Annotated in this window: 10 protein-coding genes; 1 reads left to right on the top strand and 9 read right to left on the bottom strand. The window is 69.5% G+C overall.

The features are described 5' to 3' along the window. Positions 1-11: 11 nt before the first annotated feature. Positions 12-2018 (bottom strand): beta-galactosidase, encoded by a 2007-nt coding sequence (locus tag ACIPV5_RS04185; protein ID WP_056276337.1) that lies wholly within the window; start codon positions 2016-2018, stop codon positions 12-14. A gap of 215 nt (positions 2019-2233) precedes the next feature. On the opposite strand from ACIPV5_RS04185, the gene ACIPV5_RS04180 reads away from it, so the two are divergent. Then, positions 2234-3241 (top strand): LacI family DNA-binding transcriptional regulator, encoded by a 1008-nt coding sequence (locus ACIPV5_RS04180; protein WP_400339921.1) that lies wholly within the window; start codon positions 2234-2236, stop codon positions 3239-3241. A 181-nt stretch (positions 3242-3422) separates the two neighbouring features. Here ACIPV5_RS04180 and ACIPV5_RS04175 read toward each other — a convergent pair whose 3' ends face one another. The 8 genes from ACIPV5_RS04175 to ACIPV5_RS04140 form a co-directional block, all read right to left on the bottom strand. Next, positions 3423-4289 carry an alpha/beta fold hydrolase gene (locus ACIPV5_RS04175; protein ID WP_400339918.1) on the bottom strand — a complete coding sequence of 289 codons (867 nt, stop codon included), beginning with the start codon at positions 4287-4289 and terminating at the stop codon, positions 3423-3425. Positions 4290-4664: 375 nt separating this feature from the next. Then, entirely contained in the window at positions 4665-5621 is a 957-nt protein-coding gene (locus ACIPV5_RS04170) for a siderophore-interacting protein (RefSeq protein WP_400339916.1), read from the bottom strand. Continuing rightward, the gene (locus ACIPV5_RS04165) at positions 5611-6411 is read right to left on the bottom strand and encodes an ABC transporter ATP-binding protein (protein ID WP_400339914.1); all 801 of its coding nucleotides are present in this window, start codon (positions 6409-6411) and stop codon (positions 5611-5613) included. The genes ACIPV5_RS04170 and ACIPV5_RS04165 overlap by 11 nt, the downstream gene beginning before the upstream one ends. Continuing rightward, a complete protein-coding gene (locus ACIPV5_RS04160; RefSeq protein WP_400339911.1) occupies positions 6408-7490 on the bottom strand; it encodes a FecCD family ABC transporter permease in 1083 nt (360 codons plus the stop codon). Before ACIPV5_RS04160 ends, ACIPV5_RS04165 begins: the two co-directional genes overlap by 4 nt. Continuing rightward, positions 7487-8530, bottom strand: coding sequence for a FecCD family ABC transporter permease (locus ACIPV5_RS04155; protein ID WP_400339909.1), 1044 nt, complete (start codon positions 8528-8530; stop codon positions 7487-7489). The genes ACIPV5_RS04160 and ACIPV5_RS04155 overlap by 4 nt, the downstream gene beginning before the upstream one ends. A 32-nt stretch (positions 8531-8562) precedes the next feature. Next, complete coding sequence (locus ACIPV5_RS04150) at positions 8563-9597, bottom strand: iron-siderophore ABC transporter substrate-binding protein (protein WP_400339906.1); 1035 nt, start codon at positions 9595-9597, stop codon at positions 8563-8565. A gap of 268 nt (positions 9598-9865) precedes the next feature. Then, positions 9866-10069 (bottom strand): cold-shock protein, encoded by a 204-nt coding sequence (locus tag ACIPV5_RS04145; RefSeq protein ID WP_042538190.1) that lies wholly within the window; start codon positions 10067-10069, stop codon positions 9866-9868. 77 nt (positions 10070-10146) lie between these two features. Beyond that, entirely contained in the window at positions 10147-13059 is a 2913-nt protein-coding gene (locus ACIPV5_RS04140; RefSeq protein ID WP_400339902.1) for an AAA family ATPase, read from the bottom strand. Positions 13060-13122: the final 63 nt, after the last annotated feature.

Raw genomic sequence — 13122 nt, 5'->3', positions numbered from 1 at the left:
GGTTCGTGCGGTCAGTGGGAGGTGCGGATGACGGCGACGCCGCCCGCCGCGATGGTCAGGGCGCCCGAGACCTCGGCGCCGCTGAGGAGCTCGATGCCCGAGGCATCGAGCTCGACGTCGTCGTCACGGTGGTTCACGGCGATCCGGTAGACCGCGTCGGCGCCGTGACGCGTGATGACCTCGAGGCCGTCGGCGACACCCGACGGGGTGATGTCGGCATCCGCGTAGACCTCGTGGAGAAGGGCGCGCATGCCCGCGGCATCCAGACGGGTGCCGACGTACCAGCCGGTCCCCGCGCCATGCGCGTTGCGGGTGATCGCCGGCTCGCCCTCGCCGGGTCCGCCCGAGAAGTTCGCGACGACCTCGGCGCCTTCGAGCGCGATGTCCTCCTGCCAGACGTCGGCGACGATGCCCTCGTGGTCGACCCAGTCGAGGCCGTGGCTCTCGCCCTCGCGCAGCGGCAGGAACTCCTCGACCGTGAGGCCGAGCGCCTCGCGCAACGGCGCGACGAAGCCACCGGCGTGCACGGCGTCGTTCTCGTCGACGATCGCAGAGAAGAACGACACGAGCAGGGTGCCGCCGTCGTTGACGTAGGCGGTGAGGTTGGCGGCATCCGCCGTGCTCAGCAGGTACTGCGCCGGAGCGACGACCAGGCGGTAGCCCGAGAGGTCCTGGCCGGGCAGGGCGAAGTCGACCGTGATGCCGTCACGCCAGAGCTGCTCGTAGAAGCGGCGCACCTGGGCGGCGTGCGTGACGTCTTCGGACGGGCGCCACTCGAGGTCCTGCGCCCAGAACGATTCGAAGTCCCAGAGGATCGCGACGTCGGCCTTCACGACGCTGCCCTGCACCTCGTCGAGGCGGCCGAGTGCTGCACCCAGATCGACGACCTCGCGGAATACCCGCGACTCGGTGCCGGCGTGCGGCAGCATCGCCGAGTGGAACTTCTCCGCACCGGAGCGCCCGGCGCGCCACTGGAAGAACAGGATGCCGTCGGCCCCGCGACCGAGGTGCGTGAGCGAGTTGCGCTTCATCTCTCCCCGGCGCTTCGCGATGTTGCGCGGCTGCCAGTTCACGGCCGAGGTCGAGTGCTCCATGAGGATCCACGGCTTGCCGCCGCCCACCGAGCGGCTGAGGTCGGCGGCGATCGCCAGGCCGATGTGAGCGTCTTCATCGGCGGCCCACAGGTAGTGGTCGTCCGAGACGATGTCGACCTCGCGACCCCACGCCCAGAGGTCCGTGGTCCAGCTCTGGTTCGCCATGAAGTTGGTCGTGATCGGCTGGTCGGCGTGCGCGCGGATCGCGTCGCGCTCGGCGATGAAGCACGCGCGCAGCTGGTGATCGGTGAAGCGCGCGAAGTCCAGGCGCTGGGCGGGGTTCACGACGCTCGGGGCGATGGCCGGGGCGCCGACGTGCTCCCATGCCGAGTAGTGCTGGCCCCAGAAGGCGGTGCCCCACGCGCTGTTCAGTGCGTCGAGCGAGCCGTACTTCTCCTGGAGCCAGAGCCGGAAGGCGGCGACCGCGTTGGGCGAATAGTCCTCGCCGACGGGAACGCCGTACTCGTTGTGCACGTGCCACAGCACGACGGAAGGATGCTGTGCGTAACGCGCCGCGAGAGCATCCGCGATCCGCACGATCGCCTCGCGGTAGGCCGGCGACGAGTGCGAGGCCATGCCGCGCGAGCCGAAGCCCATCGTGCGGCCCTCGCGGTCGATGACGTGCGCGTCGGGGTTGCTCGCGAAGAACCAGGCGGGCGGCGATGCCGTCGGAGTGCCGAGGTCGACCCTGATGTCGTTCTCGTGCAGGAGGTCGAGCAGCTCGTCGAGCCAGGCGAAGTCGAACTCGCCCTCGGAGACCTCGATGAGCGCCCACGAGAAGATGCCAACACTGACCAGGTTCACCCCGGCCTCGCGCATCAGGATGACGTCTTCGCGCCACGTCTCGGGCGACCACTGCTCGGGGTTGTAGTCGCCGCCGTAGGCGATTCCGCGCAGGTCGGGCCAGGCGTGGGGCGAGGTCATCGGCACTCCATCGGGTCGGTGTGGTCGTGGTGCGGGTCCCGACGTGCTGTCGCTCATTCGACTGGGACCGGTCTCAGGTTGTCACGGGGACATGACTGGGACCGGTCTCAGTTCTACCCCAGGTTCGGCGTCGACCACAACCGCCGTTACCGAACTGAGACCGGTCCCAGGTTGGACTACCGCTGGACGGGATGCTGTGGGTAGAGTCACAGGCGATGAGTGATGTCAGCGCGAAGCGCAAGCCGACGATCCGCCAGATCGCGGCGCAGGCGGGGGTGTCCCGCAGCACGGTCTCGCGAGTGATCAACGGCGGGCACTGGGTGTCCCCCGACGCCAGGCAGGCCGTCGAAGAGGCGATCCTCGCCACCGGCTACACCGCCAACCACCATGCCCGCAGCCTCGCCACCGGCCGCGCCGGATCACTCGCCTTCCTCCTGACCGAGCCGCAGCAGCTGCTGTTCGACGATCCGACCTTCGCGCTGCTGCTGCGCGGGGCCGCCGAAGCGCTCGCCCAGCGGGCCATGACCCTCGTGCTGCTCGTCGCCGGAACCCCCGCCGAGCGCGAGAGCGTCGCCCAGTTCCTCAGCGCGGGACACGTCGACGGCGTCATGCTGATCTCGTCGCACGAGTCCGACCCGCTGCTCGATCAGCTGATCGAGGTCGGCATCCCGACTGTGTGCTGCGGCGTGCCGCTCGGGCACGAACGCGAGCTCTCGACGATCTCCGTCGACGAGATCGCCTCCGCCCGCACCATGGCCGCGCACCTCGTGACGCAGGGACACCGCCGCATCGGCATGATCGCCGGCCCTGACGACACCCCCGGTGGCCGCTATCGCCTGGTCGGATTCCGCGAAGAGCTCGGCGACCGCTACGACGAATCGCTGGTCGAGCGCGGCGACTACTCGTACGAGTCAGGACTCGCCGCCATGACGCGGATGCTCGAGCACGACGTCGACGCGGTGTTCGCGGCATCCGACCGGATGGCGGCCGGAGCCATCGCCGCCGCCCGCCGCGCAGGGCGCCGCGTGCCCGAGGACATCGCGATCGCCGGCTTCGACGACTCAGGCCTCGCCGCGACGCACGAGCCCCCGATCACGACCATGCGCCAGCCGTGGGATCAGATCAGCGCGAAGATGGTCGCCGTGCTGCTCGAGGTCATCGCCGGGGCATCCCCCCGCTCGGTCATCCTCGACACCGAGCTCGTGGTGCGCGCGACCGCGTAGGCGGCATTCGCTGCCGCTCCCGCTCCCGCTCCCACTCGCGCTCCCGCTCGTGCGCGCGCTGCGAAGGTGATCTCCCGCATCGAAGGGCCGAAGGCCGCGTGAGGTCCTTCGCTGCGCGAGATCTCCTTCGGTGCGTGCGACGGCTGATGACAGGACGCGTCGACGAGGTCTCGCTCGCCCCCTACGACCGGTCGAGCACCTCGCGGAGCGTGGCGGCGAATGCCTCGGGCTGCCCGGCATAGCCGAACTCGCCACCCATGAAGCCGCCGTGGTGACTGGGGAAGACCGTCGCCTGCTGTCCGAGCTTCTCGGCCAGGGCGAGCGCGGTGCGGCCGGTGTAGCCCTTCAGCGACTCCTCCCCGACAGCGACGACGATCCGAGTCGGGGATGCCTTCAGCGCTTCGAGATCCGGCTCGTAGAGCGGCACCGCCCACGAGAGTTCGGACAGCAGTGGATCATCCCGCGAGCCGTCGTCCTCCGTCGGCATCCCGAATGCCGCGGGGTCGGGGGCCGGCTGGGCGAGGAACTCCTCGGTGACCTCTCCCTCCCACGACGTCATCGCGACGAACGCCGCCATTCCGGCACCCCATCCTCGCTCCTGATATGCCCGGGTATAAGCGATTCGCGCTCGATGCACCGCTTCGGCATCAGGCAGCACGCTGTCGATCGGCGGCTCGTGGGCGACCAGAGTCACCACGTCCTGAGGGTGCGCAGTGACCAGAGCGAGTGCGCTCACGGCTCCACCGCTGCTCGCGAACATGTCGACAGGGCCTGCACCGAGCGCCTCGATGATCGCGTGGACGTCCTCGGCCTGGACATCGGGCTCGTTCGCGACTCCGCCGTCCTTGCGCACGCTGCGGCCCAACCCGCGTGGGTCGTAGGTCACGACGGTGCGATCGCCGAACAGCTTCACCTGCGCCTGGAAGCCGCTCGCATCCATCGGCTGGCCGATCATCATCAACGGAGGGCGGCCATCCTTCGTCGGGAGTGGCCCCTGCACGTCGTAGACGAGGTCGACGTCCGGGAGCTCGAGGGTGTGCTGCGTCATCGGGTGGCCTCCTCGGCGTCGAACGATTCCACTGGGATGCTACGGCGCGGCATCCGCTGGCGCCAGCGCTTCGACACTTCTTCGTGACAGCCGACCGCACCCCGTCTCAGCCGACCGCATCCCGTATCAGCCGACCGCACCCCATATCAGCCGACCGCATCCCGTGTCAGCCGACCGCACCCCGTCTCAGCCGACCGCATCCCGTGAAGGAGATCTCGCTCGGCGAAGGATCGGATGCCGGATCCGCTCCTTCGTTGGGAGAGATCTCCTGCGATGCGCGAGCGCCAACGCGAACGAGAGCGCCACCGCCACCGCCAACGCCAACGCGAACGCGAGCGCCAACGCGAACGAGAGCGGCCCCCGAACCGCCCGGCCTCAGCCGCGCATGGCGACGCCGCGTCGCCAATAGCCCATGAAGGCGACCTGCGAGCGGTCGATGCCGAGATCCTTGACCAGGTGGCGGCGCAGTGTCGTGACGACGCCGCTTTCGCCGGCGATCCAGAAGTAGCGCTCCGCGGGAGCATCCGCCTCCGCGATCTCCTCGCCGAGACCCGAGTAGTCGGGGGTCTCCCAGAGCAGGGCCTCCGTGTCGATGTCCTTCACGTCGATCTCGTCGGCGGCATCCGCATCTCCGAGGTACTGGAGCACGGCGGGAATCAGCCGCACACCGTGGGGCTCACCCGCATCGCGAGGCAGCCAGTGCACCTCGACCCCGGCGGGTGCGTCGATCCGCAGGACGTCGGCCGGCGACGGCACCTCGATGAACGCGCAGCCTCGAAGGTCGCTCGGGGCGTCTTCGAGGATGCGCGCGATCGCGGGAGCCGCCGTCTCGTCACCGGCGAGGACGACCGACGTCGCGGTGCCCGGCTCGTACTCGGCACCGCCGTGTGACGCCGCGGCGACGCCTCGACGTGGTCCGACGATGAAGAGCTCCTTGCCGACCGCCGCCGCATCGGCCCAGCGCGACGCCGGGCCCGTGAGTCCGGGCGCCAGGTGCAGCACGAAATCGACATCGAGCTCGGTGCCCGCATCCGTCGCCCGCAGGTCACGCACCGAGTAGGTGCGCATGGATCCGCGGTCCTCCTCGCGGACGGCGAGGAAGGAACCCCACCAGTCGTCGGTCTCGCGATCGAGATCGGGGAGGATGCCGGATGCCGGCGGGAACACGATCTTGATCCGGGAGTCGAAGACGTCACCCGGCGTGCCGAACTCGAGAAGATCGTCGCCGCCGAACGTGATCCGCACGAAGTTCGGCGACACCCGTTCGACCCCGCGCACCTCGGCGCGAGCGAGCACGTAGGTGGGGCGTTCGGTCGTGGTCTCAGCGGACATGATGCCTTCCGATCGGGGTGACCATCGGCTTCCCGGAGACCGGGTCGATGGTGATCTGGTTCGCGAGGTCGAAGACCTCTTCGACGAGCTGGGCGGTCACGACATCCTGCGGAGCGCCGGTGGCGTGCACCCTGCCCTCCTTCATCGCGACGAGCTCGTCGGAATACCTCGCGGCGAGGTTGAGGTCATGCAGCACCATCACGATCGTGGTGCCGCGCGAGACGCTGAGGTCGGTGAGCAGATCGAGGACCTCGACCTGGTGAGCGACGTCGAGGAACGTGGTCGGCTCATCGAGCAGCAGGATGTCGGTCTCCTGCGCGAGCGCCATGGCGATCCACACGCGCTGACGCTGGCCGCCCGAGAGCTCGTCGACGCTGCGGTCGGCGAGCTCCGTGGTGCCGGTGGCGGCCAGAGCATCCGCGACGACCTCGTAGTCGTGAGCGCTCCAGCGAGCCAGCATCTTCTGATGCGGATGCCGACCGCGGCCGACGAGATCCGCGACGGCGATGCCCTCGGGAGCGACGGGCGACTGTGGCAGGAGGCCGAGGATGCGCGCGACCTCCTTGGTGGGGCGCGCGTGCACAGACTTGCCGTCGAGCACGACCTGACCCGCCGTCGGCGAGAGCAGACGCGCGAGCGAACGCAGCAGGGTCGACTTGCCGCATCCGTTCGCGCCGACGATCGTGGTGATCCTGCCCGGCGCGATCGAGAGGTCGAGGCCGTCGATGATCGTCCGGTCGCCGTAGGCGAGAGTGACGGACTCCGCCGTCAGAGTGTGCGCCTCGGTCATAGGGAGCCTCCCGAGCGGTTCGTGCGGATGAGCAGGTAGATGAGGTACGGAGCGCCGAGCACGCCGGTGATCACGCCGACCGGGTAGCGCTCGCCGAACGCGAACTGACCGATCAGGTCGCCTCCGAGCACGAGCACAGCGCCGATGAATGCGCTGGGGACGAGCAGGTTCGCTCCGGGCCCCGTGATGCGGGCCGCGATCGGACCCGCCATGAACGCCACGAACGCGATGGGGCCGGTCGCGGCGGTGGCGAACGCCAGCAGTGCGACTGCGCCGAGGATGAAGAGCAGACGAGTCGTGTTGACCCGCACCCCGAGACCGGATGCCGAATCGTCGCCGAGCTGCATCGCCCCGAGCGCCCTGCCCTGCAGGATCAGCAGCGGCACGATGATGACGGCGGCGATCGCGAGCGGCATCACGCGTTCCCACGAGGCGTTGTTCAGGCTTCCGGTGAGCCACTGCATCGCGGTCTGGATGTCCCAGTTCGCCGCCCTCGACAGCATGTACGAGATGATGCTCTGCAGCATCGCCGCGACACCGATGCCGATCAGGATCAGTCGAGTGCCCGCGAAGCCGTTCTTGATCGACAGCAGGTAGATGACTCCTGCCGTGACGATCGCACCGCCGAGCGCGAGCAGCGAGACGATCGGCCCGTTGAGCGACAGCACGATGATGCCGAACACCGCTGCGGCGCCGGCGCCGTTCGAGATGCCGATGATGTCGGGCGAGGCGAGCGGGTTGCGCAGCAGCGTCTGGAACGAGACGCCGGCGATGCCGAACGCGAAACCCGCGAGGATCGCGAGCACCGCGCGGGGCAGGCGCAGCTCGCCGACGGTGAACGACGCCCCCGGCACGGTCTCGCCGAGGATCACGCGGATCACCTCGTCGAGCGGATAGAACGTGTTGCCGATCATGAGCGCCACGGCGAACAGCACGAGCAGCAGCGCACCGAGCACGATCGTGGCCGTGGCGTGGCGGCGGTGGCGCGAACGGCGGCCCGCGACGAGCGCGGCGACCTCGTCGCGGGTGCGGTCGGATGCTGCGGGAGTGTGGGCGGCAGCCCGGTCGATGGTGCTCACAGTTCACGCACCTTCTGACGACGGACGATCCAGATGAAGAACGGGGCGCCGATGATGGCGGTGATGATGCCGACCTGGATCTCCTCCGAGGTCGGCGCGATGACGCGGCCGACGATGTCGCTCGCGAGCAGCAGGGCGGCGCCGGCCATGGCCGAGAACGGCAGCAGCCAGCGGTGGTCGGTGCCGATCAGCATTCGGCAGACATGCGGGATCACGAGACCGACGAATCCGATGGGCCCGGCGATCGCTGTGGCTGCTCCGGCGAGGATCACGGCGCCGACCGCCGACATGAGGCGCGTGCGGAAGACGTGCTCGCCGAGCCCCTTCGCCATGTCGTCGCCGAGAGCGAGGGAGTTCATGCCCCGGGCGCTGGCGAAGCAGATCAGTGCGCCGAGCGCGAGCACCGGGGCGGTGATCGCGATGCGCGGCCACTCGGCACCGCCCACTCCGCCGATCTGCCACGACTGGAACGCCTGCAGCAGGTCGACGCGCGGCAGCATGACGGCGCTGATGAGCGAGGCGAAGGCGGCCGAGGTGGCGGCACCGGCGAGAGCGAGCTTGAGGGGCGTGGCACCGCCGCGTCCGAGCGAGCCGACGGTGTAGACGAACGCCGCGGCCAGGGCGGCGCCGATGATCGCGAGCGCCATCTGGCTGTAGGCGTCGGTGAGACCGAGGAAGGCGAGGCCGAAGACGACGGCGAGCGAAGCGCCGTTCGAGACGCCGAGGATGCCGGGGTCGGCGATCGGGTTGCGGGTGACCGCCTGCATCGTCGCGCCGGAGAGTGCGAGCGCTGCACCGACGAGGATCGCGAGCACCGTGCGCGGAAGGCGCTTGATGATCGCCGCCTGGGCGAGGGTGTCATCCTGCCCGGCGAGGGCGGCGAAGATGTCGTCGATGCTCACGGAGCGCACGCCGAAGCAGATCGACAGGATGCAGAGCACGAACAGCACTCCCAGGCCGACGAGCAGCCAGAGCGTGCGCGCCCATGCCGGGCGTCGCAGATCTGCGATGCCCGGCAGGGGAACGGTGACAGCGGTCACGGGAATTCAGTGTGCGAAGGTGACGCCGACGGTCACTTCGCGGCGAGCGGTGCTGCCAGCAGGCCGAGGTAGTCGGACAGGCCCCACTGGATCGACAGCGGCGACGGGTTCGCCGACGCCGCGATCGGGGTGGAGTCGGGCAGGATTACGATGTTGCCGGCGGCGATCGCGGGGATCTTCGACAGCAGCGGGTCGGCCTGCATGGTGGCGATGAGCGAGTCGTCGCCGTAGGTCACGAAGACATCGACGTCGTCGAAGGTGTCAGCCTCTTCGGAGCTCACCGAGAGGTAGAACTCCTTGCTGTCTGCGTTCTCCTCGACGATCGACGGAAGCGGAAGACCCAGGTCGTCGTGCAGGTAGCCGGGGCGCGTGTCGATTGCGGTGTAGTAGCCGACCTGGCTCAGGTCGCTCGGGTCGACGTACGCGAACAGCACCTTCTTGTCCTTGAGGGCGCTGTTCTCCTCGAGGGCGGCCTCGGCGTCGGCGTGCAGCTCTTCGTTGAGGGCGTCGCCCTCCTCCTCGAGGCCGAGCGCCTTCGAGTTCATCTCGATCATGTCGTCGACCGGGGTGCCCCAGGCGACCTCGGGGTAGGCGACGACCGGCGCGATCTTCGAGAGCTGGTCGTACTCCTCCTGCGTCAGACCGGAGTACGCCGCGAGGATGACGTCGGGCTGCGTGTCGGCGACGGCCTCGTAGTCGATGCCGTCGGACTCGTCGAACAGCACGGGTTCTTCGCCGCCGAGCTCGTCGAGCTTGTCCTCGACCCAGGGCAGGATGCCGTTGTCGTCGTCGTCGCCCCACGTGGCCTTGCTCATGCCGACCGGGACGATGCCGAGAGCGAGGGGAACCTCGTGGTTCGCCCACGCGATCGTCGCGACGCGCTCGGGCTTCTCCTCGATCGTGGTCTCGCCGAACACGTGCTCGATCGTGACGGGGAAGGCACCGTCATCGGCGGGGTTGCCGCCGGCGGAGTCGGAGTTCGAGTCGGTCGATGACGTCGCGCAGGCCGTGAGGCCGACGGCCAGAGCCGCGGCGACACCGGCGGCGATGAGACGAGAGGTGCGCACAGGCGTTCCCTTCGGGTTGGGATGAGGGGGTGCGGCGCGGAGGGGCGCCAAGGCTTTGGTAAGCCTGGCCTAATCTAACAGAAAGTTAGGCAAGCCTCATCTTGGGTCCCTGGCCCGGGCGTCATCCTCGCCTCTCGCGCGGGGTCGACATCGCACCGCACCGCCCGATGCGGGGGGGGGGCACGGGCACGGGCAGAAAACACCCGGACATGCAGAAAGCCGGCCGGATCCGTGAGGATCCGACCGGCTTCAGGAAGCCTATGCGCGCTCAGAGAGCGCGGATGTTCGCAGCCTGCATGCCCTTGGGGCCACGCTCAGCGTCGAATTCGACCTTCTGGTTCTCACGAAGCTCCTTGAAACCGGAGCCGGTGATTGCCGAGTAGTGGGCGAAGAGGTCGTCCGTGCCGTCATCGGGAGCGATGAAGCCGAAGCCCTTTTCCGCGTTGAACCATTTCACAGTGCCAGTGGCCATGTGTTTTCTACTTTCTGTTTTCAAACGGCCGCTTGCGCGGCCCGCGCCGTGACGGAACGTCCGACATACGCGCCTGCTCAACGTACCACGGCAGGCTGACCGGTGTCCCGGAAGTTCGGATTCTTCTGAAGAACAGCCGCCTCGGTGCGGGTGCTCACCCCGAGTTTGCGCAGCACGGCCGACACGTGGACGCTCACCGTCTTGACGCTGATGAAGAGCCGCTCCCCGATCTGGCGGTTGCTCAGACCCTCGGCGATCAGCTCGAGCACCTGCCGCTCGCGGGCGGTGAGCGGGTCGGCATCCGGTTCGACGCCGGCGGTGCCGGATGCCGCAGTGCCGGATGCGGTGCCGGATGCTGCGGCGAGGCCAGCCGCCGCTTGGAAACCACCGACGATCCGCCCCAGGGGAACGTGGCCGAGGCGCTCCGCCTGGCGCATCGCGGCCGAGAGCACGGCGCTCGCCTCCCCTCGGTCTCCTGCGTCGACGAGTGCGCGAGCGAGAGCCAGACGCGTGGTCACCGCGAAGGTCACGGGCACATCGCGGTCGTCTGCGTGCTCGACCGCCTGGCGCAGGGCTGCGACGGACGGGAAGAGGAATGCCTCGAGGATCGTCTCCCACCTGTCGCCTCGCAGCTGCGGAGGTTGGGCGCGCCACGCGTCGCGCACGTCCGCGACCGCCGCCTCGACCTCGACGCCGGATGCCCGCAGCTCGGCGATGAACCATGCCGCCTCGAGCAGCAGTCGACGCTGATGCAGGGACACCGGCCCCTGATCGGCGAGCATCGCCCTGACCTCACCGAGAGCACCCGCGAGGTCGCCCCGCCCCTCGGCGACGGCCACGCGCATCATGACCTCGTCGTACCAGATCTGACGTTCGACCCGACCGGTCTCCTCGAATGCGGGGTGCCACTCGCGAAGGATCTCGGCCGCCTCCTCGTGCCTGCCTCGCCAGGAGAGCACCCGCACGCGCGTCATCGTGGAGTACATGTGCGAGATGCGCAGAGTCCGCTGAGCGAGCTCGCGCGCCAGCATCCCCTCGACCCGTTCGATCTCGCCCATCTCGAGCAGTGGCACGGCCATGTTCTGCGTCATCAGCGCGCCCGTGGTGCGCTCGACGCCGAAAGCGCGCGCGGGCGCGAGCCCCTCTTCAGCGACCCTGACGGCATCGCGATAGCGCCCCAGCAGGCCGAGCAGATCCGAATAGTTGACCCGGTATCTCATCTCGGCGTTCGTGCCTTTGGCGAGTTGCAGGGCGAGCGCGTACTCGCGGTGCCCCGCGTCGAGGTCGCCGAGGTGCGCGCGGGCTCCGCCCCGGACATTCGCGGCGATCGACGCCTCGTCGTCCGACCCGGCGCGCGCGGCCCGCTCGCCCGCCTCCGCCGCCAACGCGATCGCCTCGTCGAGTCGCCCCGAGATCATGTAGCGACTGGCGAGCTGGTTCAGCACCGAGGCGCGCAGCCGGTCGTCGTCGACGCCCGCCTCGAGGATCTCGAGCGCCTGCTGCAGCAGCGGGACCGCCCCGGCGCGGCCGAGGTTCATCGTGTAGTACGCCTTGTCGCGCAGCAGCCGGGCGTGCATGCGGGGGTCGACCGTCGTCGGATCGACCTCGGCGAGCGCGAGGTCGACCACGGCGAGCGCCCGTTCTCCGTCTCCCGCGTTGCGCAGCACGGAACCGAGAGTGCGCAGCACCTCGAGGCGCGCCACACCCACGACGGCCTCGGCATCCGGCACCTGGATCCACAGGTCGAGGGCGAGCTCGCCGAAGCGGGCAGCGCTCGCGAAGGCGAACCGCGACTTGGCGTCGGCCATCGCGGTGACGGCCGCGGCGAGCGCTCGCCGGTCGTCTTGCGCGAGCTGCCAGTGATAGGCGAGCGCGGCGGAGTCGGCGGTTTCGGCCCCTGAGCAGTTCTCCTCGAGCGCCTCGGCATACGCCCGGTGCAGCCGCGCTCTCTCGCCCGGGAGCAGATCGTCGTGCACGGCTTCGCGCAGCAGCGCATGCCGGAACCGGTAGTCGTCGTCGACCACGACGAGGATGCCGCTGAGCGTCGCCTCGCGGATCGCCTCGTCGAGGCGGGCTTCGGGCAGACCCGCGAGGCGGGTGACGAGCGGGTGGGTCAGCGGACGCTCGGCTCCCGAGACGACCTGCACCACCCGCCGGGCGTCATCGCTGAGACGGTCGAATCGGGCGAGCAGCAGGTCGCGCAGACTGCCGGGCAGGGGACCGGTCGAGCACCCGGCGAGCTCTTCGACGAAGAAGGGCACGCCCTCGGCTCGATCGTGGATGCGATCGAGCGCCGCGTCTGTCACGGGCTGCCCGGTGAGCGATTCGACGAGCGCACGGACAGCCGAGGTGTCGAGCCGATCGATCGCGACTCTCTCGAGCAGACGCGCGCGGGTGGACTCGCCGATGAAGCGGCTCACGGCATCGCCGCGTCGCACGTCGTCGGAGCGGCAGGTCAGGATCAGGAGGATGCGGCCGTGCCCGAGGGTGCGCAGCAGGAAGGAGAGCAGCGCCAGGGTCGACTCGTCAGCCCAGTGCAGGTCTTCGACGACGAGCACCTGCGGCGCGTGTTCGGCGGCCGCCTCGATGAGCGCCGCGATCGCATCGCGCAGGCGGTCAGGGCTGGTCTGCGATCGCTCGGTGGGGTTGAGCTCCGGCAGCAGCATGCCCAGCGCCTCGACGCCGACGCCGATCTCCTCCCGCACCCGGTCGGCACCCATGCTCGCGACGATCGACCGGAGGATGCCGGCGAGCGGCCCGAAGGGCGTGCGCGACGCCCCGAGATCGAGGCACCAGCCGACATGCACGTCTGCGCGGTTCGCCACCTCGGCGCTGAACTCGCGCAGCAGTCGCGACTTGCCGATGCCCGCCTCGCCCTCGATGAGCGCGGCCACCGGGACCCCGTCGACCGCTCGCCGGAACAGCTCGCGGATGGTCGCGAGCTCGGTCTCTCGGCCGACCATCGCGGCGCTGGGAGCGGACGGGGGCATGAATTCATCGTGCCACTCCCCTCCGACATCCGGCGTCGCGCTGCCGTCTGCCCGCAGCGGAGC

Source organism: Microbacterium sp. NPDC090014 (assembly GCF_044748285.1).
Taxonomy (GTDB): Bacteria; Actinomycetota; Actinomycetes; order Actinomycetales; family Microbacteriaceae; genus Microbacterium.
Note: the sequence above shows the minus strand (reverse complement) of the source record. Positions and strands in the feature narration are given on the sequence as shown.

What these genes read in the sequence shown, in the direction of transcription:
- ACIPV5_RS04185 (WP_056276337.1), bottom strand. Translation starts at nt 2,018, where the DNA reads ATGACCTCGCCCCACGCCTGGCCCGACCTGCGCGGAATCGCCTACGGC.
- ACIPV5_RS04180 (WP_400339921.1), top strand. Translation starts at nt 2,234, where the DNA reads ATGAGTGATGTCAGCGCGAAGCGCAAGCCGACGATCCGCCAGATCGCG.
- ACIPV5_RS04175 (WP_400339918.1), bottom strand. Translation starts at nt 4,289, where the DNA reads ATGACGCAGCACACCCTCGAGCTCCCGGACGTCGACCTCGTCTACGAC.
- ACIPV5_RS04170 (WP_400339916.1), bottom strand. Translation starts at nt 5,621, where the DNA reads ATGTCCGCTGAGACCACGACCGAACGCCCCACCTACGTGCTCGCTCGC.
- ACIPV5_RS04165 (WP_400339914.1), bottom strand. Translation starts at nt 6,411, where the DNA reads ATGACCGAGGCGCACACTCTGACGGCGGAGTCCGTCACTCTCGCCTAC.
- ACIPV5_RS04145 (WP_042538190.1), bottom strand. Translation starts at nt 10,069, where the DNA reads ATGGCCACTGGCACTGTGAAATGGTTCAACGCGGAAAAGGGCTTCGGC.
- ACIPV5_RS04140 (WP_400339902.1), bottom strand. Translation starts at nt 13,059, where the DNA reads ATGCCCCCGTCCGCTCCCAGCGCCGCGATGGTCGGCCGAGAGACCGAG.